The 22676-nt window shown below is 62.3% G+C and carries 17 protein-coding genes; 12 read left to right on the top strand and 5 right to left on the bottom strand.

Translation table 11 applies throughout. The features are described from left to right. Nucleotides 1-226: 226 nt before the first annotated feature. The 4 genes from RBH19_RS07110 to RBH19_RS07095 form a co-directional block, all read right to left on the bottom strand. Nucleotides 227-796 carry a TlpA family protein disulfide reductase gene (locus RBH19_RS07110; protein ID WP_306728133.1) on the bottom strand — a complete coding sequence of 190 codons (570 nt, stop codon included), beginning with the start codon at nucleotides 794-796 and terminating at the stop codon, nucleotides 227-229. Next, nucleotides 793-2640 (bottom strand): protein-disulfide reductase DsbD, encoded by a 1848-nt coding sequence (gene dsbD, locus RBH19_RS07105; RefSeq protein ID WP_306728132.1) that lies wholly within the window; start codon nucleotides 2638-2640, stop codon nucleotides 793-795. The genes RBH19_RS07110 and dsbD overlap by 4 nt, the downstream gene beginning before the upstream one ends. Beyond that, a complete protein-coding gene (gene cutA / locus RBH19_RS07100) occupies nucleotides 2637-2960 on the bottom strand; it encodes a divalent-cation tolerance protein CutA (protein WP_306728131.1) in 324 nt (107 codons plus the stop codon). Before cutA ends, dsbD begins: the two co-directional genes overlap by 4 nt. 103 nt (nucleotides 2961-3063) lie before the next feature. Then, nucleotides 3064-4782 (bottom strand): serine hydrolase domain-containing protein, encoded by a 1719-nt coding sequence (locus RBH19_RS07095; RefSeq protein WP_306728130.1) that lies wholly within the window; start codon nucleotides 4780-4782, stop codon nucleotides 3064-3066. A 27-nt stretch (nucleotides 4783-4809) separates the two neighbouring features. Here RBH19_RS07095 and ttcA point away from each other — a divergent pair, with 27 nt between their 5' ends. The 7 genes from ttcA (at nucleotide 4810) to RBH19_RS07060 (ending at nucleotide 14718) form a co-directional block, all read left to right on the top strand. Beyond that, a complete protein-coding gene (ttcA, locus tag RBH19_RS07090; protein ID WP_306728129.1) occupies nucleotides 4810-5619 on the top strand; it encodes a tRNA 2-thiocytidine(32) synthetase TtcA in 810 nt (269 codons plus the stop codon). A 286-nt stretch (nucleotides 5620-5905) separates the two neighbouring features. Beyond that, nucleotides 5906-6196 (top strand): co-chaperone GroES, encoded by a 291-nt coding sequence (groES, locus tag RBH19_RS07085; protein WP_306728128.1) that lies wholly within the window; start codon nucleotides 5906-5908, stop codon nucleotides 6194-6196. 65 nt (nucleotides 6197-6261) lie between these two features. After that, the gene (gene groL / locus RBH19_RS07080; protein ID WP_306728127.1) at nucleotides 6262-7914 is read left to right on the top strand and encodes a chaperonin GroEL; all 1653 of its coding nucleotides are present in this window, start codon (nucleotides 6262-6264) and stop codon (nucleotides 7912-7914) included. Nucleotides 7915-8174: 260 nt separating this feature from the next. Continuing rightward, nucleotides 8175-9584 carry a hypothetical protein gene (locus RBH19_RS07075; RefSeq protein WP_306728126.1) on the top strand — a complete coding sequence of 470 codons (1410 nt, stop codon included), beginning with the start codon at nucleotides 8175-8177 and terminating at the stop codon, nucleotides 9582-9584. Nucleotides 9585-9825: 241 nt separating this feature from the next. Further along, nucleotides 9826-11004 (top strand): hypothetical protein, encoded by a 1179-nt coding sequence (locus tag RBH19_RS07070; protein WP_306728125.1) that lies wholly within the window; start codon nucleotides 9826-9828, stop codon nucleotides 11002-11004. 253 nt (nucleotides 11005-11257) lie between these two features. Further along, nucleotides 11258-12544, top strand: a complete 1287-nt coding sequence (locus RBH19_RS07065; RefSeq protein WP_306728124.1) for a hypothetical protein — start codon at nucleotides 11258-11260, stop codon at nucleotides 12542-12544. A 362-nt stretch (nucleotides 12545-12906) separates the two neighbouring features. Next, nucleotides 12907-14718, top strand: coding sequence for a GGDEF domain-containing protein (locus RBH19_RS07060; RefSeq protein WP_306728123.1), 1812 nt, complete (start codon nucleotides 12907-12909; stop codon nucleotides 14716-14718). Nucleotides 14719-14811: 93 nt separating this feature from the next. On the opposite strand, the gene rlmKL is transcribed toward RBH19_RS07060, so the two are convergent. Then, nucleotides 14812-16890, bottom strand: a complete 2079-nt coding sequence (rlmKL, locus tag RBH19_RS07055) for a bifunctional 23S rRNA (guanine(2069)-N(7))-methyltransferase RlmK/23S rRNA (guanine(2445)-N(2))-methyltransferase RlmL (RefSeq protein WP_306728122.1) — start codon at nucleotides 16888-16890, stop codon at nucleotides 14812-14814. Between the two features lie 225 nt (nucleotides 16891-17115). Here rlmKL and RBH19_RS07050 point away from each other — a divergent pair, with 225 nt between their 5' ends. The 5 genes from RBH19_RS07050 to RBH19_RS07030 all read left to right on the top strand — a co-directional run bounded on the left by RBH19_RS07050 (nucleotide 17116) and on the right by RBH19_RS07030 (nucleotide 22581). After that, a complete protein-coding gene (locus RBH19_RS07050; protein ID WP_306728121.1) occupies nucleotides 17116-17694 on the top strand; it encodes a hypothetical protein in 579 nt (192 codons plus the stop codon). Between the two features lie 157 nt (nucleotides 17695-17851). Further along, entirely contained in the window at nucleotides 17852-18421 is a 570-nt protein-coding gene (locus RBH19_RS07045) for a hypothetical protein (protein ID WP_306728120.1), read from the top strand. After that, nucleotides 18421-21213: a bifunctional [glutamate--ammonia ligase]-adenylyl-L-tyrosine phosphorylase/[glutamate--ammonia-ligase] adenylyltransferase gene (glnE, locus tag RBH19_RS07040; RefSeq protein ID WP_306728119.1), complete on the top strand. Its 2793-nt coding sequence runs from the start codon at nucleotides 18421-18423 to the stop codon at nucleotides 21211-21213. The genes RBH19_RS07045 and glnE overlap by 1 nt, the downstream gene beginning before the upstream one ends. Before the next feature lie 123 nt (nucleotides 21214-21336). Next, on the top strand, nucleotides 21337-21492 hold the full coding sequence (locus RBH19_RS07035) for a zinc-finger domain-containing protein (protein WP_306728167.1): 156 nt from the start codon (nucleotides 21337-21339) through the stop codon (nucleotides 21490-21492). A gap of 6 nt (nucleotides 21493-21498) precedes the next feature. Further along, a complete protein-coding gene (locus tag RBH19_RS07030; protein WP_306728118.1) occupies nucleotides 21499-22581 on the top strand; it encodes a hypothetical protein in 1083 nt (360 codons plus the stop codon). Nucleotides 22582-22676: the final 95 nt, after the last annotated feature.

Below are 22676 nucleotides of genomic sequence, written 5' to 3'. Positions count from 1 at the left end.
CCGTCTCCATCGACTGCAGGATGGTTTTCCGCACTTTGCCACCGGATAGGGGGCATTTCACAACCAGTTGCCACCTGATCCGGTCACAAACCATGACCGCATATTGTGGGCCAGAAAACCCGGATTGTCCACGGCGGATCGGTAAATTTCTGTCAGTTCGACGGAATTCGCTACTTTTTGCCGGAAATTCGCAGGAATAGGGTGAGAGGTGGTGGTTGACGGCGGGTCAGCTGTCGCTGCCCGCCTCATTGCGCAAGGCGGGGGCGAGCAGCGCTTCCACTTCGTGTTCCTCGATCAGGCCCACGTGGAAGTTGACGATGCGGCCGTCGCGGTCGACCACGAAGGTATGGGGCATGCCCACGGTGCCGCTGCCGAAGGATTCCATGACGGCCAGGGTTTCCTGCTCGCCCACCAGCAGGGGATAGTTGATGCCGAAATCATCGGCGAAGCGCTGCACCGGCTCCACCTGGTCGAGGGCGATGCCGAGTACGGTCAGGCCCTGGTCACCGTAGTTTTCCTGCATCTCGATCAGCAGGGGGACTTCCTCACGGCAGGGGGCGCACCAGGTGCCCCAGAAGTTCACCACCAGGATATCGCCATCCCATTCACTGCTGTGGCGTTCTTCACCGTCCGGATCCGGCATGGAGAATTCCGGCATGGTCTCGGCCAGGGTGCCGCCACTGGCTTCGGCGGGGAGCGGGTCGGAGCCCGGGTTCAGCCAATGGTAAAGGCCGAAGCCGAGGGCGCCGGCGGCCAGCATGACGGCGATGAGCAGGGCGGGCAGATGCCGGTTCATGAGCGTTGGTCTCCTGACGCGAAGGCTTCGCGTACCTGTTGCAGGTGATTGCGGAATTCAGCCGGCCCCATCTCGCCCACCAGCCGCAGGTGGCGGATCTCGTCGCCGTTGTGATCGAAGAACAGGATGGCCGGCGGCCCGAACAGCTGAAAGCGCTCCAGCAGTTCGCGGTGTCGAGCATTGTAACGGGTTACATCGGCCTTGAGCAGGTCGAAGGCCTGCAGGCTTTCGCGTACGCCCGGATCCGGAAAGGTGCGGCGTTCCATGCGCACGCAGTCGATGCACCAGTCGGCATAGAACTCCAGCATGAGGGGCCGGTCGTCGATGGCCGCAATGGCGCTGTCGAGCTGTTCCACGTCTTCAATGGCGGCGAAATCGGGGCTGGCGGCCGCGTCACCGGCCGTTCCGGTGATTACCGTGCCCTGCAGGGGCCGCAGGGGGTCCTTGCCACCCAGGGCGGCGGCCAGCAGGAGGATCAGGCCCCAGACCATCAGCATCAGGCCGGCCGCCTTCCAGAATCGGCGCCAGCCGCCGACCCCGGGGCTGAGGCTGTCCAGGGCACCCAGGTAGACGCCCGAGAACACCAGCAGGGCGGACCACATGACCATGGCCATGGCGGCCGGCACGATGCGTTCCAGCATCCACACCGCCACCGCCAGCAGCAGAACGCCGAAGGCCGCCTTGATGGCATTCATCCAGGCGCCGGCCTTTGGCATCAGGCGGCCGGCGGATGTACCCACCACCAGCAGCAGTACGCCCATACCCATGGACATGGAGAACAGGGCCACGCCCCCGCGCAGGGCGTCGCCGGTCTGGCCGATGACCAGCAGGGCGCCGGCCAGGGGGGCGGCCACGCAGGGGCCAACGATCAGGGCGGAGAGCAGGCCCATCAGGGCCACCCCGGTATAGCGTCCGGATTGCTGGCGATTGGACAGGCCGGCCAGGGCGTCCTGGAAGCGCTGGGGTACCTGCAGCTGATAGAAACCGAACATGGCCAGGGAGAGAATGACGAACACCGCGGCGAACACGCTCAGGATGAGCGGGTGCTGCAGGGCCGCCTGCAGATTGTGGCCGAGCAGGCCGGCCGCGACCCCGGCCGCGGTGTAGGTCAGGGCCATGGCCAGGACATAGGTCAGCGACAGGCCGAAGGCCCGGGCGGTACTGATGTGCTCGCCCTTGCCGATGATCAGGCTGGAGAGGATGGGCACCATGGGTAGCACGCAGGGGGTCAGGCTGAGCAGCAGGCCAAAGCCGAAAAAGGCCAGCGCCACCAGGACCAGGTGCCCCTCCGCCACCAGGCCGGCCATGCGGTCCTGCTCCGAGGCCGGTGGCGTGGTGGCCGCGCGGCTGCTGCCCTGGTCGCGCGGCTCATCGGCACCCAGCACCACCGGCGTCTGGCGGTTGAGCGGCGGGTAGCACAGGCCGGCGTCGGCGCAGCCCTGGAAATCCACCCGCAGCAGAATCTCATCACCGGTCTGTCCACCCTGGATCGGAACGTCAATGGTCACCTGATGGCGATGGACGATGCTCTCGCCGAAGAACTCGTCTTCGATCAACAGACCTTGCGGATAGCGCGCCTCTCCCAGGGTGACGCCGCCTTCCATGACCTGGAAATCGAAGCGGTGTTCATAAAGGTAGTATTCATCCGCGATCTGCCAGTCCACCTGGATCAGATCGGGTGAGGGCGAGCGCACCGACAGAATGAAGGCCTCGTCCGGATGCTTGAAATCCCCGCCGGAGACCCCTGGCAGGCCACTGATGGATTGGGCGGCGGCCGGCAGACTCAGCAGGGCGAGCAGCATCAGGGCGGCCAGGCGGCCGCAGCGAAACAGTCGGGCAGTCATTGTGGGCGGGTCTCGTCGTTGATCCAGTTGAGGTAGGCGGGCAGGCCGGCCTCGATGGGCAGGGCAATCACTTCCGGCACCTCATAGGGGTGCAGGGCTTCGACACGTTCGATCAGTGTCGGCAGTCGGTCGTCGGCGGTCTTGATGATGAGCAGCACTTCCGGATCGCTTTCCACCTTGCCTTGCCATTCATACACCGAAGTCAGGCCCGGCAGGATGTTCACACAGGCGGCCAGCTTCTCGGCCACCAGGCGCGAAGCCAGGTTCCCGGCCACATCCGTATCCGGGCAGGTGCAGAAAACAACACGATACTCACTCATGGTTTGCGATAACTTCCCGATTCGCTGTCCGCTGGTTTGAGGGAGGCGAGGATAACGCCTGTCCGGGGGAACTGGCCAGTCCGGGCCCTGCTATAGGGGCAGGTCACTGATCGTCGCCGACGCGGTGGGCCTCGTGGCGCTGTCCATTCCGATAGAGTATCAGGCGGGTGCCGGGTTCCCCGCTAGTCTGGCCGGCGAACTCCAGCTCCAGGGGCTGATTGCGGTGGAAGAAGCGGTTGCCCGGGGCCGGGTAGAGGGGGCGGCTGGGGCCCTTGCCGCTGGACAGCAGCAGGCGGTCGGCATCCGGTTCCAGGTGGAACTCGGTGGTGCCGTTGATGCGGAAGCGGCCGGCGAAACGCGCCAGTTCTTCCGGAGCCAGGCGCTTGACGGTTCTGGGTGCGGGGTTATCGGTGGACTGCATGCGCGTGGCGATCTGCACGCCGCCGTGGGGCGCACGGATTTCCAGGTGGGCGATGCCACCGGCCTCGTTGTCGACAAAGCGCAGTTCACTTTCCACGCCCCGCGTCATGAAACGCTCATCATCCAGGGGGTAGAGGCGCAGTGACGGCCGGCCCGGGGCCCGCAGATAAAGCCCCTGCTCGGTTTGGCGCACTGTCACCACGAAGCCCGGGCTGAGCCGGTAACGGCCGGCATAGAGGGCCCCCAGCTTGGGATCCAGGGGGCGGCTTTCCTGCAGGGGCGGCACGGTGTGGGCGGGGTTCATCAGGGCCAGGCCCAGGTGATCCACTCCGTTGCCGGTGTTGGCCATGATCACCACCCGGCGCTTGCCTTCGGGCTGGAAGGCGGCAAACACCGCGTGTCCGGCGGTGCGGCCGCCGTGCCAGGCGACGCGTTGTTCGTCGCTGCCCAGAAGTTGCCAGCCCAGCCCCATGGCGCGGCCATTGCCGCCGAGACGGAACTGCGGCTGGTGCAGGCGCCAAAGGGCCTGGCCCAGGGGCGTGTCGGGCGGCGACTGCTGGGCCTGCATCCATTGCATCAGGTCATGGCCGGTGGAGCGCAATGACCCGGCGGCCTGAAAGGCCCGCCATGACCAGGGCGGGGCACGGTGGAGGTCGTAGTCGTAACCGGGTGCCTCGCGATCCAGTAGTTCGGGGTCCGGTTTGAGTGCGGTGCTGTCCAGACCCAGGGGAGTGGTGATCCGGGCCATCAGCGCATCGTCGAATGCCTGCGAATAATGCTGTTCGAGCAGGTGGCCGAGCAGGGCATAACCCAGGTTGGAATAACTGAAATGCTGCCCGGGGTGGGCGGCGAGCGGGTGGCGTGACAGGAAAGCCAGCAGCCGATTCCGGTCGTAGTCTTCGAACAGGCGATTGGGGTCGCTCGGGGCGAGGTCGTCCGGGGTGTCCGGCAGGCCGCTCTGGTGGGTGGCCAGCTGGCGCAGGGTCACGGCTTCCTTCAGGCGGTGGTCGAGGGGGGTGTCGTTGCCCAGCATCTCACCCACCGTTGCGTCCAGGGACAGCGTGTCGTGATCGGCGGCCAGGGCCAGCAGGGCGGCCGTGAAGGGCTTGGTGAGCGAGCCGATCTCATAGAGGGTGTGCGGATCCGGCGCCGGGCCGCCCTGGCTGAGCTGCCCGAGGCTCAGCCATTCGGTTGGCCCGCCGTCGCTGACACCGATCAGCAGTGACTGGTAATGGCCCGCGTCGATGCGCGCCTGGGCGGCTTCGCGGACAGAATCGGGAATCAGCGTCTCGGCCAGCAGGCCGGATGGCGGCGCCAGAAGCAGTGCGAGCCCCGCCAGCAGGCCGGCGATTGGTGTCCGGCCGCTCCGGACAGGTAAAATGGGTGGTCTGTCCTGATCCATTTCACCAGCCTACAACAGGCCGAGACCATGTCTGCTACCGCCGAAGATATCAGTGTCACCGCCCGTCGCCTGGGCAAGCGCCTGCGCAACCAGGTGGGCCGCGCCATCCAGGACTTCAACATGATCGAGGATGGCGACCGGGTCATGGTCTGCCTGTCCGGCGGCAAGGACTCCTACACCCTGCTGGATCTGCTGCTGCAGCTGCAGCGGGTGGCGCCCATCCGCTTCGAATTGCGGGCGGTGAACCTGGACCAGAAGCAGCCGGGCTTCCCCGAGCATGTGCTGCCCGAGTATCTGGAGGCCCTGGGCGTGGATTACCACGTGATCGAGCAGGACACCTACAGCGTGGTCAAGCGGGTGGTGCCGGAGAACAAGAGCACCTGCGGCCTGTGTTCGCGCATGCGGCGGGGCGCTTTATATGAGTACGCCCACCAGGAAGGCTTCAACAAGATCGCCCTGGGCCACCACCGGGACGACATCGTCGAGACTCTGTTCCTGAACCTCTTCAATGGCGGGCGGCTCAAGGCCATGCCGCCGAAGCTGAAGTCCGACGACGGCCGCAATGTGGTCATCCGCCCCCTGGCTTACTGCCAGGAGGCCGACATTGCCCGTTTCGCCCGGGCCCGTCAGTACCCCATCATTCCCTGCAACCTGTGCGGCTCTCAGGACAACCTCCAGCGCCAGGCCATCAAGGCCATGCTGGGGGAGTGGGAACGCACCGCCCCGGGCCGCATCGACTCCATCTTCACTGCCATCCAGAACGTCTCGCCGTCCCAGCTGGCGGACCGGGATTTGTTCGATTTCGCCGGTTTGCGGGTGGGAGGAAGTTCCCAGTGAACAGTTCCCAGTGAACAGCAGGCCGTGCCTGCTGCGCGGCCTGCTGTCCACTGCGATGTTGGCACCAGACTGAGCGTTGAGAATGACCGGCGTCGCCGAAGCGGTACGGCATCTCCGCCCGCACGGCCCCACTGTTCACTGGGAACTGGGTACTGGGAACTTTTTTCCCCACCCCCCCTTGACTCTGAAAAGTGCGTCCCTATTATTAGCACTCGAATTCGGCGAGTGCTAACAGAGCCCTCGCCATCCCAAGCCCAAACATGGAACCTGTGGAGGAGAAACTCCCATGAAAATGCGTCCGTTGCATGACCGTGTGGTCGTCAAGCGCGTGGAAGAAGAAACCAAGACCGAAGGCGGGATCGTGATCCCGGATTCCGCGGCCGAGAAGCCCATCCGGGGCGAAGTCGTGGCCGTGGGCAACGGCAAGCCGCTGGACAGCGGTGAGACCCGTGCCCTGGACGTGAAGGTCGGCGACAAGGTTCTGTTCGGCAAGTTTGCCGGCACCGAAGTGAAGGTGGACGGCGAGGAAGTCCTGGTGATGCGCGAAGACGACATCATGGCGGTCTTCGAAGGCTGAATGAACCGCGCACCCGGATTGAAACGAAACATCCACTGAAACAAATTTTGAAGAGGTGAACAGCAATGGCTGCTAAAGAAGTCCGTTTTGGCGAAAGCGCCCGCAACCGCATGGTCCGCGGCGTGAACACCCTGGCCGACGCGGTCAAGGTCACTCTCGGCCCGCGCGGTCGCAACGTGGTGCTGGACAAGAGCTTCGGCGCCCCCACCGTGACCAAGGACGGCGTGTCCGTGGCCAAGGAAATCGAGCTGGACGACAAGTTCGAGAACATGGGCGCCCAGATGGTCAAGGAAGTCGCTTCCCAGACTTCCGACCTGGCCGGCGACGGCACCACCACCGCCACCGTGCTGGCCCAGTCCATCCTGCGTGAAGGCATGAAGGCCATCGCCGCCGGCATGGCCCCGATGGAAGTGAAGCGGGGCATCGACAAGGCCGTGAAGGCCGCCGTCGAGGAAATCCGCAAGCTGTCCAAGCCCTGCGATGACGACAAGTCCATCGCCCAGGTGGGCACCATCTCCGCCAACTCCGACGAGGAAATCGGCCGTCTGATCGCCGACGCCATGAAGCAGGTCGGCAAGGAAGGCGTGATCACCGTCGAGGAAGGCCAGGGTCTGGAAAATGACCTGGACGTGGTCGAGGGCATGCAGTTCGATCGCGGCTACCTGAGCCCCTACTTCGTCAACAACCAGCAGAGCATGAGCGCCGAGCTGGAAGACCCCTACATCCTCATCCACGACAAGAAGATCTCCAACATCCGTGATCTGCTGCCGGTGCTGGAGAGCGTGGCCAAGTCCAACAAGCCGCTGCTGATCGTGGCCGAGGACATCGAAGGCGAAGCCCTGGCCACCCTGGTGGTCAACAACATCCGCGGCATCGTCAAGGTTGCCGCCGTGAAGGCTCCGGGCTTTGGCGACCGTCGCAAGGCCATGCTGGAAGACCTGGCCGTGCTGACCGGTGGCACCGTGATCTCCGAGGAAGTGGGTCTGTCCCTGGAGAAGGCCTCCATCGAGCACTTGGGTACCGCCAAGAAGGTTCAGGTCACCAAGGACGACACCACCGTGGTGGACGGCGGTGGCGAAAACGCCCGCATCAAGGAGCGTGTCGACCAGATCCGTGCCCAGATCGAGGAGTCCAGCTCCGACTACGATCGCGAGAAGCTGCAGGAACGCGTGGCCAAGCTGGCCGGCGGTGTGGCCGTGATCAAGGTGGGTGCCGCCACCGAAGTCGAGATGAAGGAGAAGAAGGCCCGCGTGGAAGATGCCCTGCACGCCACCCGTGCGGCCGTCGAAGAAGGCATCGTGCCTGGCGGCGGCGTGGCCCTGCTGCGCGCCCGCGTCGGCATCGAGAAGCTCAAGGGTGACAATGCCGATCAGGACACCGGCATCAACATCCTGCGTCGCGCCATGGAAGAGCCCCTGCGTCAGATCGTCTACAACGCCGGTGGCAAGCCCGACGTGGTGGTGGCCAAGGTGGCCGAAGGCAAGGACAACTTTGGCTTCAACGCCGCTTCCGGCGAGTTCGGTGACATGGTCGAGTTCGGTATCCTGGATCCGACCAAGGTGACCCGCACCGCGCTGCAGAACGCAGCTTCCGTGGCGGCCCTGATGATCACCACCGAAGCCATGGTGGCCGATATGCCGAAGGACGATGACAACGCCGGTGCCGGCGCCGACATGGGCGGCATGGGCGGAATGGGTGGCATGGGCGGCATGATGTAAGATGCCCGGCCATCCGGCCATCATCCTTCGCGATGATCAGGCCCTGCCTCGCAAGAGGCAGGGCCTTTTTTGTGTCTCCCGCAGGAAAAATCAAAAGCATTCCGAGCGGTGATGTAGGTGAATGCTGATTCGCCCTGTAAGCGCCCATATTGGGCTTGATTCCACAAAAACAGCTTTGCTAGGATTTTTCCCGGAACAGCTTTGGGGGCTGTTTCGTTTTACAAACATGGTCTCTCGGATCGACAAAAAAAGGGGGGGGTATGACGAGGAAACCTTTCTTCATCGTCACCATGGTTCTGGTCTCTGGTGGCTTTCTTTCAAACACGGGTTCTGTCGCGAGCAGCGCTGGTGATTGGCCCCACTACGACATAACCGCCAATTACATTTGTGACCACTGTACCGACTGGCGTTCCGCAACGACGTTTGTCCAGCAACAAGTGACGGGAAATCGCTGTGAGAACCCGGATGACTGGGGTGACGATTGGTGGCGTGATGGCCACGATGACGGTGGTTCCGATGGTGGCTCCGACGGTGGCTCCGGTGGTGATGACGGGGATGGTGATTCCGGAGGTGGTGACTCCGGAGGGGGCTCAAGTCCTATTGACCCAGGGGATGGTGGCGGTGCCTTCATGCCCCTGAACTCCACCAGCAATGTCATTGGGTGTGTTGGCCCCGACGAACGAGCCAATGTGGCCAGTCCCAGAACCGGCCAGATCTATACCTTTATCATCGAGCGTCGCAGCCAGGCCCGCGACGGTATGCCGCCCATGGTCTATGCAAGGCCCGCAGCGCTGGATGCCGAAGAAAAAGCACAGCTGGAATGGGCGCTGGAGAGATATGTCCGTTACCGCAGCCTTGCGAATGATTTGACGGAGTATCTGGCCGAGTGGCTGAAGGAAAAGTATCCAGAGCCATTTTCCGAGCCGCAAAGCACGAACGCTTGTGTGAAGGCCAGGTCGGGTGACTCTGAAGAAATGCTATGTCCGGCAGGTACAGTCCTGGATACATTATCAGACCCTGACAAGGTAACGGAATTGGAGGCCGAGGCGATCGATTGGCTCGCGGAAAAGTATTCTCACCGTCTGCCTGAAGGGACTCGAATTCGGGTGTCTGGAGGTGAGATCAGGATTTCCGCGGGACCGTTCTCACACGCTACCATTTATGAGCATTTCAGCCCGGATGAGGTGAGCCAGTTCCGGGCGCCTTTCAACTTCAGGAACTGTTCCGACTGCATCCGAGGCTGGGAGCATGTTGCTGACGATCCCGATTCATTGGTCTTCGATTTTGATATTGACCTTCATTGGCAGTCCAATGGGGACCTTGTGATTGGCCCCACTGTTGATATCTCGCCCCAGGCAAGCCGGATAAATGGCGTCGTTGGCTGGCTGGTAAAAGGCATCGAAAGCCCGGATCAAATGAACGAATGCGATTTGTCTCAGCTTTCAACCGCTTTTGAAACGGGCACCGTTGGTGGCACGGGTGGAGGCTATTTCGGCAGTAACGGTGGCGGCTGGTTCGGTGGATACTATTGGGGAAGAGGTCGTGGTGGTGGTTCCAGGGTCACCACTTGGACCTGCGGCGGGGTGATTTGCTGTACTGGCTCTGGAACCTGCTTGCCTCGGGAGGAGGTAGAGGGGATGCCAAGTCCCGGTGAGGACGATGAGAGCTAAGCAGCCGCCGAAATCTTGTGTGTAAATCAGGCCCTGCCTCGCAAGAGGCAGGGCTTTTTTTGTGTCTCCCACAGGAAAATTCGGAAGCATTCCGAGCGGTGATGTAGGTGAATGCTGATTCGCCCTGTAAGCGCCCATATTGGGCTTGATTCCACAAAAACAGCTTTGCTAGGATTTTTCCCGGAACAGCTTTGGGGGCTGTTTCGAATCTCAATCTACGGTATCAATCAAAGGGGGGATCATGACGAAGCTGCCTTTCGTTCCGGCTGCCCTGGCGGCAGCCTCATCCATTCTTCTTCTCAGTAGCAGCGCACCTGCCCAGTCGAGCAGCGACTGGCCCAGCTACGACATCACCGCTCACTATCTCTGCGATCAGTGCACGGACTGGCAATCCGCGACCGAATTCGCCCAGGGCTATATCACCGCCAAGCACTGTGATCCAGATGATGTGGATTGGGGGCGGGTGGAAGTCCATGAAGATGACGGTGACTCTGACGGTGATTCCGATGGTGGTGGCGGTGACGACGGTGGCGGCGGCTCGACGCCGATCGATCCGGATAACGGTGGAGGATTCATCCCGTTCAGCAACACGTCAAGTACCACCGCCCACTGCGCCGGCCCTGACGAGCGCGCCAATGTTTTGAACCCGGAAACTGGCAGTATCTTCACGTTCATTGTGGAACGACGCAGCCAGGCTCGCGATGGCATGCCTCCTTTGGCGTATCCTCGACCTGCCGCGCTGGATGCCTTTGAAAAGTCTGAGCTGGAATTTGTTCTTGAACAATACATTCGATATCGCGATATGCGCGATGAATTGAGCGAATTCATGTCCAGCCAGGCGGGCAGTGGTGGAGAACTGGGCGGTTATTCCTGCAGTGCCAATCAGGATGACGGCTCTGATTGTCCGGAAACGACAGCGTTGGCTGCCTTATCAGATCCCGAGGCCTATGGAGAGCTGATTCAGCTTGCAATTGACTGGATTGCGGATGAGTATGCCGGGCGTTTCTCCGATGATACTCAGGTGTTGATAAGTAGTGGATACTTTGGGGTTACGGCAGGTCCACTATCAGCGGGGATCAATGTCGACGTCCATAACGCTGATTCGGTCGAAGCATTTTCCCATTATTTTATGTTCAGAAATTCAGATTCCGGGCAAGAGTTGCTTGATCGAATGGACGCATTGGTTTTCCAGTTTCGAGCCGTCCGTGCCAGCTCAGCCTCCGGACACAGAGAAGTCTTTGCATCGGTTGCTCTGGATCCATACCTAAGTCGAATCAATGGTCGTTCTGGTTGGCTTCGAAACGCCTGGACTTCCCCCGAAGATCTGAATGAGTGTGATTTCAAGCAACTCATGTCGGCGTTTCGTAGCGGCATAATTGGCAATCCTGGCGGTGGTGCCGGTGGTGCCTCGTCCAGCTAGGGGGGGTTCACATTTATACGCGGTGGCGGTGGCAGTGGTCGAACCGGAGGGCCCACTGATTGGATATGTGGTGGTGATACCTGTTGCACGTCATCCGGAACTTGCCTGCCAAGAGGGGAGGTCGAGAGAGAGTAGGACTCTGTCATTCCACCTTGATGCCTCAGGGTATGATGGGTTCAAGGCCCTGCCTCGACGTGGGCAGGGTCTTTCCTTTTCTGAAATACTAGTGTCTCTTATCGGCAAAGGGGGAGTCATGACGAAACTGCCTTTCTTTCCAGCTGCCCTGGCGGCCGCCTCGTTTATGCTGCTGTTTATCGGCAGCTCCAATGCTCAGGTCAGAGCTAGCGGGCTCAACTACGACATCACCGCTCACTACATTTGTGACCGGTGCACGGACTGGCAGTCAGCGACCGCGTTCGCTCAAAAATACATCGCTGCCAAACATTGTGATCTGAACGATGTGGATGGGGAGTGGGTGGAGCTTCGTGAGGATGGCCGCGGTTCAATGCCAGGCGAAACCAAGATTGGCGGTGAATTCGTATTGTCCGGCACCCGTGATGGCTCCCCTGCTTACTGCACCGGGCCGGACGAACGCGCCAATGTTCTGAATCCCAATAGCCGAACAATCTATACTTTCATCGTCGAACGTCGCAGCCAGGGTCGTGACGGGATGCCTCCACTGGCTTACCCTTGGCCTTCTGCTTTGAGTCAGGAGGAGCGGCTTCAGCACGAAAAAGCGATGAATGTTGTCAGAAATTATCGTGAAGCGATAAAAAAGGCAGGTGATCGGATAAACGAATGGATTTCTGCGCATTACTCTGGGCCGGCAGGGTCCCGACAGATGGCGGATTATGAGAATGAATTACTTTGCCCCTCTTATACTGTACTTGGGGTGCTGGGTGATAGTGAGCGCCTTGCTGAATTGCGTTCGGAGTTGCACGCTTCTTTTCAAGATAGCCTGGCGGAATATATAGATGAAAGCTCAGGCTCGATCCGCTTTAGTGGTGGAACGTTCTCTGTGGATCTTGAGATATTCGAAGAGCAAATCAATTACGATGTTCGTCGTTCTCAAGAAGGTTTCGACAGCAGGATTCGGATTTTCTTTCCTTTTATGGAAGGCTCAGATGATCAGGGAAATTCGCAGGCAGTCCAGCTTGAGCGGGCTGACTATCTTTCCTTTACTTTCGAGGTGTTAACATTCCACCAGGCTGTGTCGCGTGTCAGAGGTTTGGCTCTCGACCTAAATAACAGCCGAATTCACGGAAAATTCGGATACTTGACTCGGCCTGAATTGCGACAGCATGTTGAAGGGCTTGATGACTGTTCACGCAAACATATGATCTCCATGGGCGAGCGCGGCTTACTCCCTGGGTATGTGGTTGGTACTGGTAGTGGTGGCGGTAGACCCATCAATGGTGGCTATAAATACATTCGAGTCACTTGGGACGATAGAACGCGTAGTCAGATGAGTTTTATCTGTGACTCCTACATGTGCTGCACCAGCTCGGGCCGTTGCGTTCCGAAAGGCTCCGTGAGGTGAGCGTTCAGAGACATAGTCTCCGCTTTTCTGCCAGCCCTCGCGGGATGCGTTCTCCTGGGGGTGATTCAGGCAGATTTGAACGGGACCGGTGATTGTTCGAGCTCAATTTCGGGTTCTTGAGGCATCCGTTTGCGAGGGGTTTCGTGGCCGCTCTGACTGTTCTGGTCAGAGCGGCCATTTTCCTTTCCGGTCCGGTGGGGGAGGTGACGGTTGTTCTCTGTAGGCCAAATGGGGGATAAGGGCGACAGGCTGTTCCGCCGGATTATTCCATGCCAGACTGGTGATTCGTGGCCGGATGCTGCCAAGTGGGGATTGGCATGCTATCTTAGGGAAAGAAAGACCATAATGACGAAGGATTCGCGATGGCAGATGATGCCGAAAGGGGGTGGAAGGGTCGCTATGAGAAGGCCCTGAAACAAATGTCCGAGCAGGCCCGTGCCGCGGGTCGGCTGGAAGACTCCCTGCGTTCGGCCATCAGCCGCCTGGCCGTGCTTGGTCTTGGCAGTGATCGTGAGCTGGACCGGCGCCTGGAGAGCCTGCGCCGGGTCATCCACGATGGCGCCGATACCAAAGCCATTCTCGAATGTGTGGACGCCATCAGTACGCGGGTGCGCCTGCTTTCGGAAGCGGCCGAGCGTCAGCCCGGACAGCCCAGCGGCGATCCCCTGCGCCATCTGCTTCTGAATCTCCTGAATCTCATCCGCCGACTGGACGCCGAGGACAACCGTGTCCCGGGCTTGCTGGTGCGTATTCATCGGGCCGAGGCCCGGGATCTGCCCGCCCTGTCCATGGCCGTGGAAAACATGCTGACCCAGAAGCTGACGCGGGCAGTGGAAGAGGCGGATCGCCCCCGCTTGCTGCGAATGTTTGGCGGCAGTCGTCGTCGGGCGCCGGGTGGCACCGAGGCCATGCAGTTATTGCTGGATCGTCTCGTCAGCCGCTGGCCGGCCCGTGATCTGGAACCTTTGGCCGCACGCCTTCAGCGAGAGGGAGGTGACGCCCTGATTCCGGTTGCTGTCGAGCTGAGCGAGTTGCTGGAACGTGTTTCGATTCCGGCTGAAACCGGGGTAGGCGATGGGTCAGCGGGATCGGCTTCCCTGGCGATGAATGATGGGCGGGCACTGAAGCAGTTGCTCTCGGCGCTTCGCCTTCCGGATGAGTTCGCGGATTCCGCCGAGGCACTGACCCGCCAGGCGGATGAGGCATTCACCGACCCTGATCGACTGAGCGGCTGGTTGACCGAGCTGGCCGGCCTGGTGCGTCATTTCCGCACCCAGATGGAGCAGGAAAGAAAAGCCCTTCAGCGCTACCTGGAACGGACGCTGGATCGTCTGGCGGAGCTGGATGGTCACCTGGATGCCGGCGAGGAAGAAAGTCGCCGCAATGAGGAGCAGCTGCACGAGGTCAGCCATCATCTGGATGGTGAGCTGAATGCAGTTCGCCGCAGCATGACTTCCGCGGCGGACATTGCCAGCGTGCAGAAGCAGATTGATCGTCACCTGGACGCCCTGGGCAAGGGTCTGAAGCTGCGCCGCCGTCTGGACGAGGAGCGGGAGCGCTCCATGGAACGGCGTTTCGGAGAGATGCGTGAACGGGTAGCGGAGCTGGAGCGGGAAAGCGATCAGCTGCGTGACAGCCTCAAGAGGGAAAGCCGCCGCTCGGTGCTGGATCCGCTGACCCGCTTGCCCAATCGGCGCGCCTTCCAGGAACGCATTGCCTATGAGAAGGCACGTTACCAGCGCCGGGAAAAGCCGCTTTCCCTGCTGATCTGCTCACTGGAAGACGTCAGTCTGGTCAATGAGCGTCTGGGCCATGAGGCTGGTGACGTGGCCATTGCGGACTTTGCCGAGAAGCTGGCCGAGTCCGTTCGTCCTGGCGACTTTGCCGCCCGCCTGGACGGTGTGGAATTCGTGGTGGTTCTGCCGGATCTGGACGGTGAGAGTGCCACCCACAGCGCTCGTGACCTGGGCCTGAAACTGGCGGATGGCAGTTTCGAATACGATGAGGTGCCCTTCTCCATCTCCGCTGTCTTCGGCGTGGCAGAATTCACTCCCGACGAGACCCCGGAGTCCGTCCTGCGCCGCGCCCGCAAGGCCATGGGCGAAGCCCGTCAGAATGGACACCGCCTTTCCCTGGCTCCGCCGCCGGCCAGTCAGGCTGGCGGCCAGGGCTGATTACCGTCCCCTGGCTGTCAGGCTGCCTGTCCTTTAACGATTTTCTGCTTCATTTCCCGCCCATTTTGCGTCCATGTCGCGGCGCTTTGACTTTCAAACTTTCTCAGCCTTCGAAATGAACCAGCAATGGTGGATGCGCTGGTTACGCTTGAAGTCTTCCGGAATGCTGCGGGCCGTCATGTCTTGAACTTGCAGGCCGTCGTCGTCCAATTGCAGGCGGAAGTCGCGGCGGTTGCAGGAGAAGATCAGCAGGCCACCGGGTGCGAGCACCTGCAGGGCGTGACGGATCAGCGCCGGGTGGTCGCGCTGGATGTCCAGGGTGTCGTCCATGCGGCTGGAGTTGGAGAAGGTGGGCGGATCCAGCAGGATCAGATCCCATTGCTGCTTCTGCTGCTTCAGCCATTCCAGGCAGTCGGCACGCACGAAGGCGTGGTTGTCGCCGTCGAAGCCGTTCAGCGCCAGATTGCGCTGACCCCAGGCCAGGTAGTTGCGGTTGAGATCGACGCTGGTGGTGTGAGCGGCACCGCCGAGGGCGGCGTGCACCGTGGCGGTGGCGGTGTAGGCAAAGAGGTTCAGGAAACGCTGGCCCTCGGCACGCTCCCGTATCCAGCGGCGCACCGGGCGGTGATCCAGAAACAGGCCACTATCGGTGTAGTCACTGAGGTTGACGATGAAGCGGGCCGGGCCTTCCTGCACGGTCAGCTCGAGGCCGCGGTTGCCCAGTCGGGTGTACTGCTCGCGGCCTTTTTGTGGACGCCGGGTACGCAGGTGGATGTTCTCGCCAGGGATTTCCAGCGCCCGCGCCACGGCCGCCACGCCGGCGGCCAGGCGGCGTTCGGCCTTGTCGGCGGGAATCTCCCGCGGCGGGGCGTATTCCTGCACCAGGGCATGCTCGCCATAGCAGTCCACGGCCAGGGCGAACTCCGGGATGTCAGCGTCATAGACCCGGAAGGCGTCGGTTTCTTCGCGTCGCGCCCAGCGCCGCAGGTGTTTGAGGTTCTTCAGCAGGCGGTTTTCCATGTCCCGCCCTTCCCGCGGCGGTGGCGGCCACAGCTCCACCAGCTTGCAGTCCAGGGGGCCATTGCGGAAGCGGTATTCCCGGCGACGATCCAGGCCGGTGTGGCGCAGCAGATCCGGCTCGGTGGCGAGCAGGGCATAGCGCCAGCCCTTCAGGGGGCCGCGCAGGCGTTCGCCCAGCAGGGTAAACAGGGCGGGCAGATCCTCCCGTTCTTCCAGTCGCTCCCCATAGGGCGGGTTGCTGATCACCAGGCCGGATTCGGTGCCGGGCGGCGCCTTCAGTTCGGCCATTTCGCGACGGGTGAAGATCAGCCAGTCTTCCAGGCCGGCCGCGGCGGCGTTGGCGCGGGCAGCGGTGATGGCTGCCGGGTCGTGGTCATAGCCGGCCAGGCGGCAGTCGGAAAGATCCAGCTGTTCCAGCTCACTGCGGGCGTGGCTCTTCTGGCGCTGCCACTCGGCGGCTTCATGGGCCGGCCAGCCGCGAAAACCCCAGCGGCGACGGTACAGGCCGGGGGCAATGCCGCCCTTCATCAGGGCCGCCTCGATGACCAGAGTGCCGCTGCCACAGAAGGGGTCAAGCAGGTGCTCGTGTTCCGGCCAGCCAGCGGCCATCAGCAGCGCCGCAGCCAGATTCTCCTTGATGGGGGCGCCCCCGGCCTGCTTGCGATAACCCCGCTGGTGCAGGGGGCCCGCACCCAGGTCGCGATAGAGCCGGATGCGCTGGCCATCGAAATGAGCGAAGACCAGCAGATCCGGCGCCTCGGGTTTCAGGGGCGGGTGCTCGCGCCCGGCGGCCCGCAGACTGTCCACAATGCCGTCCTTGACCCGCTGGCGGCCGAAGCGGCTGTGATTGATCCAGCCGCCGGTGCCGCGAAAGTCGATGGCAAGTGAGTCGCCATCGATCATCTGCCCGGCCCAGTCGATGTCGGTGAGGGTCTGCATCAGGGTCTCGTCGCTGTGGGCCGGGCCCTCGGCGATGGGCACCAGGATGCGGGCGGCCACCCGTGAATACAGGCAGGCACGGTAAATGGCCGCCAGTTCACCCTCGCCCGCAATCAGGCGGCCGGCACGCTGGCTGACCGTGATGCCCAGTGCGGCCAGTTCCTTCTCAAGCCAGGGACCACAATGCGGGGGACAGAGAAAATTGACTTCCAATTCAGACTCCTGGGGCTTGTTCACACCCCCCGTATGGGGGGGCGATATCGCTTGCTCAGGGCGCTTCGTGGGACTAAAGTCCATATTGGCAGCGGGCAGGCGGAGCGAGTGTACCGCAGTCCCGGCGAGTGGTCAGCCATGACCGGTTCAGGCCTGGAACTCCTCTGCCTTGATTGCCTTGGTCACGGATGTGACAAGCGAACGTCAATTTCAAGGAGTAATAAAATGCATTACAGCAAAAAACTGATTGGTTCTACGGCGGCGGCCCTCGTGCTGGCCTCGGGTAACGCCCTGGCATCCGGCAGTGCCGGCGTCTACTACGCCGATTTTGGTGATGGCGGGGACGGTTTCGGTATCGAAGGCAGCTTCATGCTGGGTGACAGCTTCCGCCTGTTTGGTGATGTCACCATGGTGGATGAAGAGGGTTTCGAGACGGACATCGTCCGTATCGGTGGTAGCTTCGTTCTGCCCATGAGCGAGCAGATGTCCATTGAGGTGGGGGGGTCCTTTCAGAACTGGGAAATGACCTTCAGCGATCCCTTCTTCGGCACCATGTCTGCCGACGATGATGCCATCGGCCTGCACGGTATCCTGAACTTCGCGGTCACTCCCGAGTTTCACCTTCGTGCCAGTGCTGAATATCTGATGTTCGATGATTTGGACGATGAAGACTTTGTTCTTGGTTTCCGTGGCACCTACTTCGTGACGCCGGAGATCTCTGTGTTCGGCGGGGTTGAAATCTATACCAATGATGACCTGTTCGATGAGAACCTGCTGAAGATCGGTGCCAGCTTCAACTTCTGATGGGTACCTGGTTCCGGAAGTGACGCTGTCTGGCGTCGAAACGGGGAGGTTTGACCTCCCCGTTTTTTTTTTGCCCGTTTTTGGGGCGGGTTCATGCGCTGGTAGACTGGCGAGGTCGGCGTATGGGGCGCCTTCTGCGATTCAAAAGGAGACAGTCATGTCCTCTGCTCATTCTTTCCGCTGGCTGCTTGCCGGCCTGCTTTGCCTGCCTTTCGGCACCACTGCAGCCACCGGCAACGTGGGTGTTCACTACACGGATTTCGGTGACGGTTTTGGTGATGGTTTTACCCTGTCCGGCGAGTTCGGTCTGGGGGACAGCTTTCTGCTGCATGGTGATTTCAGCAGCCTGGAAAGCGATGTGCTGGAGACCGACATCCTGCGGATCGGTGCTGACTGGCTGATGCCGCTCAACGAGGAAATGCGCCTTCGGGTGGGCGGCCGCTTTCAGAACTGGGATGTCACGGTGCCCGGCCCCTTCGGTGGCGGCTACGATGACAACGCCATCGCCGTCGGTGCGGGCCTTGATTATTTCCTCTCCGAAACCTTTCGTCTGGAAGCCCGTGGTGAGTACCTGACTTTTCTGGATGATGACGTGGACGATTTCGTGCTGAGCTTCGGTGCGGCCTGGCGTTCCGGTCTGATCGGTCTGTCCGGGCAGGTGGAAGCCTATACGGGGGATGTGGACGAGACCCGTATCCAACTTGGCCTGCACTTTCACTTCGATTGATGAACGATACGCCGAGGCTGCCAGACTGGCTGAGCGACGCCCAGCGCACGCAGCTGGGCAGCCTCGGTCTCGAATCCCTGCTGTCCTGCAGCCCCTATGTGCAATCCGTGCTTCGGCGGGATGAGGGGCTGCTGGACTGGCTCGAGCAGGCACAGGGTGCCCGGACGGCGGACGGCATTCGCGCTCGCTGGCAACACCTGCTCGAGTCCGAGGACGAAGCCGCGGTCATGGCGGGCTTGCGCGTTGCCCGCAATCGGGAAATGGTGCTGACGCTCTGGCGGGACATCAGCGGCCAGGATTCACTCTCCGACACGCTCGGCGCACTGACCGCGCTGGCGGATGCCCTGATCGGCCTGGCGCATGACTGGAGCCGGGCCCGGCTGCTGGCTCGTCACGGCTGTCCGCGCAATGGCGCGGGCAAGGAACAGTCACTGATCGTGCTGGGCCTGGGCAAGCTGGGCGGTGGCGAGCTCAATTTCTCTTCCGACGTGGACCTGATCTTCGCCTTTCCGGAAGGCGGGGAAACGGATGGTGAGCGCGCTCTGGACAATGAAACCTTCTTCACCCGCCTGGGCCGCCAGATCATCCGCCTGCTGGATGAAGTCACCGCCGATGGCCAGGTCTATCGGGTGGACATGCGACTGAGGCCTTTCGGCGCCAGTGGCCCCCTGGTCATGAACTTCAGCGGCATCGAGACCTACTACCAGCTGCATGGGCGGGAGTGGGAGCGCTATGCCCTGATCAAGGCTCGCCCGGTGGCGGGCGATATCCAGGCGGGCGAGTCCCTGCTGCGGGAGCTCCAGCCCTTCGTCTATCGCCGTTATCTGGATTATTCCGTGTTCGGCTCCCTGCGCGACATGAAGCAGGGTATTCGGCGCGAAGTCAGGCGCAAGGGCCTGGAAGACAATATCAAGCTGGGGCGGGGCGGCATTCGCGAGATCGAATTCATCGTCCAGCTGTTCCAGCTCATCCGCGGCGGCCGCGAAGCCGAGCTGCGCCAGCGCAGCCTTCGCTCTGCCCTGGAAGGGGCGGTGCAAAACGGCCACATTGCTGCTGCCGATGGCGAGCGCCTGCAGGCCCATTACGACTTTCTTCGCCGCCTGGAGAATCGCATTCAGGGCCTTCACGATGCCCAGACCCATGATCTGCCGGATGACGCAGCGGACCGGGAACGGCTGCTGGCCATGATGGGCATGCGATCCTGGCCCGAACTGGAGAATCAAGTCGCCGAAGTCCGGCGTGAGGTGGGCGAGGCCTTCGATGACGTGTTTGTCGGTCCTGCTCTGCCGGAAGAGCAGGCAGCCGGCAATGCCTTTGACGATCTCTGGCGGGATCGACTGGACGAGGCTGCCGCGGAGAAACTGCTGCGGCGCACCGGCTTTGCGGATGCGGCGCGGGTTCGCGATCTGTTGAGCAAGCTGCGCGAAAGCCGGCCCGTGCAGCGCATGGGCGAGCGGGGCCGGAAGCGCATCGACCGCCTGATGCCTTCGGTGCTGCTTCTGGCCGCGAGCAAGGACAATGCCGAGGCCACTCTGCAGCGCATGGCCTCCGTGGTGGAGGCCATTGCCACACGCACGGCCTATCTCGCCTTGCTGGTGGAAAACCCGCGAGCCCTGGAACACCTGGGTCGCCTGTGTGCGGCGAGCCCCTGGGCGGCGGAACGCATTGCCCGCCATCCCCTGTTGCTGGACGAGCTGATTGACCCGCGCATCTTCCAGGAAAGCCCCGAGCCCGAGGCCTACGCCCGTGAACTGGACGAGCTGCTGAACGGCTGCGGCGATGACCTGGAACGGCTGATGGATGCCCTGCGGGAATTCCAGCAGGCCACGGTGCTGCGAGTGGTGGCGGCGGATATTGCCGGCGCGCTCGAGGTGGGCGAAGTGAGCGACCGCCTGACCCTGCTGGCCGAGCTGATTCTGCAGCGGGTACTCGGGATCGCCCGCCGGGCCCTGGTGGAACGCCACGGCCATCCCCGCTGTGAAGACCCCGACGCGAGAGAGCCCGGCTTCATCATCGTGGCCTACGGCAAGCTGGGCAGCATCGAACTGGCCTATGGCTCGGATCTGGATCTGGTTTTCCTCCATGACAGCCGCGGCGAGGCCCAGCAGACCGATGGCGAGCGCAGCGTGGATAACGGGCTCTTCTTCGCCCGTCTCGCCCAGCGCATCATTCATCAACTGGCCACCCCCACGCCGGCCGGGCGCCTGTACGAAGTGGATACCCGACTGCGCCCCAGTGGTGCCTCCGGCCTGCTGGTCAGTGGCCTGGAGGCCTTCGTGGACTACCAGCGTGAGAAGGCCTGGACCTGGGAGCACCAGGCCCTGATGCGTGCCCGCCCCGTGGCGGGGGATGAAGCCCTGCAGGCGGCATTCCGCGAGGCGCGCCAGGCGATCCTGTGCCGGGCGCGTGATCACGCCGGCCTGAAGAAGGACATCGTGGCCATGCGCGAGCGCATGCTGGCCGAGCAGACGTCCGGTGACGGGGCGGACCTCAAGCGCAGCAGCGGCGGCCTGGTGGATGCCGAATTCCTTGTCCAGTACTGGGCCCTGGCGCATGCCGCCGAGCATCCGGCGGTGGTGGCGGGAACCGGCATGGTGGAGCACCTGCGGGCCCTGAAGGAGGCCGGCTGCATCGAGGCCGATGTGGCACAACAGCTGGAGAAAGCCGCCTATACCCTGCGCGGGGAGCTGCATGCCCGTACCCTGGCCGGCAACAGGGAGCGGCCGTTGCCCCACGCCGTGCAAGCGGCCATGTCGACGGTGGCGGGAATCTGGCATGCCACCTTCGACTGAGGGGGCGTCCGAGTTGTTATAATGCGCCCCGTTGTTTCCTTGCGATCCTCACAGGAGTCTTTCATCGTGGCGCAGAATGAAGCCGTGGGCACCGCCCGAAACCAGGCCACCCCCAATGACCGCATGCTCTACGAGGTCAGCCGTGCCGACCTGCCGGTGCATTGCCCCATGCCGAACATGAGCCTGTGGAACTCCCATCCCCGGGTCTATATTCCGGTGGCGGAGCAGGGTGAAGCCCGTTGTCCCTATTGCGGTGCCCTCTACGTCCTCAAGGACTGACCTCTCTTGGCGGAATCGCCTGACAGCGTCCTGTTCGTTCCCGTCAGCGGGCCAGGCGGCTCGGGTGAGTATTACCGCTGCCTGGCCATTGCGCGTGCCCTGCGGGCACATCGGCCGGGGCTGGTGATTCATTTCCTGGTCAACCGCCATGCCCGCCTGGAGCGGGATGCCCGTTTTCACTATCACGAACTGAATGACAGCCCGACGCGGGATCGGCTGGCGGCGCGGGAATACATCGAGCAGCTGCGCCCGGCGCTGGTGCTGTTCGATTCCGCCGGGCGCATGATGCATTTTCGGGCCGCCCGCGCCGTGGGAGCCAGGGTCGCCTGGCTGAGTGACCGCCCCAACAAGCGGCGCAAGGCCTTTCGCTGGCGCATGCTGCCCCTGCTGGACCTGCATCTGATGGCCGCACCCGGAGAGGCGGCGCCTCGCCTATCCTTCCTGCATCGATTCAAGCAACGCTGCTTCCCCGGACTGAAAACCGTTTTCTTCAGTGGCATCGCGCCCCCCGCCGATGCCAGCCGGCGCCAGGCCCTGTGTGACGCCCTGGGCCTGCCGGATTCGGACTACCTGCTCTTCGCCCCCGGTGGTGGCGGCTATGAAAGGGGCGGTCGCCCCGTGCCGGAGATCATGCTGGAGGCGGCAGCGATCAGCGCCACCGAAACCGGCCTGCCCGCCATCATGCTGATGGGGCCCCAGTACAAGGGGGCAGTGGAATCTCATGAGACGGTGCGCGTGGTAAAGAGCCTGCCCACGGAAGACCTCAGCCAGCTACTGGGCGGTGCCCGCCTGGCCGTGATTGGTGCCGGCAGCATGATGACCACCCAGACCCTGTCACTGGGCGTGCCGGCCGTGCTGGTACCCGCCGGTGGTGATGATCAGCCGCCGCGCATCAACGATTTCAGTCGCCGGGGTCTGGTCAGCGCCGCGCCCATGGAGGCCGGGCCGATGGCCGAGGCGGCGATTGCCCTGGCTCGAGATGCGGATCGCCGTGCGGCGCAGCAGGCCGCGGTGCGGGATGCGGGGATTCGCAATGATGTGGAGTTGGTGGCGGCTGGGTTACTTGAGTTGCTGAGTGCTGAGTGCTGAGTGCTGAGGGGGCAGTGCCGTTCGTTGTCGTGATCGTTGTCGTAGTCGTTGTCGGCATTTTCTGATTTTGTGAAAAGCTCGATTACGACAACGAC

Origin of the sequence: Natronospira bacteriovora, from assembly GCF_030848495.1 — a bacterium.
Classification (GTDB): domain Bacteria; phylum Pseudomonadota; class Gammaproteobacteria; order Natronospirales; family Natronospiraceae; genus Natronospira; species Natronospira bacteriovora.
This window is presented reverse-complemented; position numbering and strand designations above follow the sequence as displayed.

Coding starts and splice junctions, on each gene's coding strand:
- RBH19_RS07095 (WP_306728130.1), bottom strand. CDS start 4,782: ATGGATCAGGACAGACCACCCATTTTACCTGTCCGGAGCGGCCGGACA.
- RBH19_RS07075 (WP_306728126.1), top strand. CDS start 8,175: ATGACGAGGAAACCTTTCTTCATCGTCACCATGGTTCTGGTCTCTGGT.
- dsbD (WP_306728132.1), bottom strand. CDS start 2,640: ATGACTGCCCGACTGTTTCGCTGCGGCCGCCTGGCCGCCCTGATGCTG.
- RBH19_RS07065 (WP_306728124.1), top strand. CDS start 11,258: ATGACGAAACTGCCTTTCTTTCCAGCTGCCCTGGCGGCCGCCTCGTTT.
- RBH19_RS07110 (WP_306728133.1), bottom strand. CDS start 796: ATGAACCGGCATCTGCCCGCCCTGCTCATCGCCGTCATGCTGGCCGCC.
- RBH19_RS07060 (WP_306728123.1), top strand. CDS start 12,907: ATGGCAGATGATGCCGAAAGGGGGTGGAAGGGTCGCTATGAGAAGGCC.
- RBH19_RS07035 (WP_306728167.1), top strand. CDS start 21,337: ATGCTCTACGAGGTCAGCCGTGCCGACCTGCCGGTGCATTGCCCCATG.
- ttcA (WP_306728129.1), top strand. CDS start 4,810: ATGTCTGCTACCGCCGAAGATATCAGTGTCACCGCCCGTCGCCTGGGC.
- glnE (WP_306728119.1), top strand. CDS start 18,421: ATGAACGATACGCCGAGGCTGCCAGACTGGCTGAGCGACGCCCAGCGC.
- RBH19_RS07045 (WP_306728120.1), top strand. CDS start 17,852: ATGTCCTCTGCTCATTCTTTCCGCTGGCTGCTTGCCGGCCTGCTTTGC.
- RBH19_RS07050 (WP_306728121.1), top strand. CDS start 17,116: ATGCATTACAGCAAAAAACTGATTGGTTCTACGGCGGCGGCCCTCGTG.
- cutA (WP_306728131.1), bottom strand. CDS start 2,960: ATGAGTGAGTATCGTGTTGTTTTCTGCACCTGCCCGGATACGGATGTG.
- groES (WP_306728128.1), top strand. CDS start 5,906: ATGAAAATGCGTCCGTTGCATGACCGTGTGGTCGTCAAGCGCGTGGAA.
- groL (WP_306728127.1), top strand. CDS start 6,262: ATGGCTGCTAAAGAAGTCCGTTTTGGCGAAAGCGCCCGCAACCGCATG.
- RBH19_RS07070 (WP_306728125.1), top strand. CDS start 9,826: ATGACGAAGCTGCCTTTCGTTCCGGCTGCCCTGGCGGCAGCCTCATCC.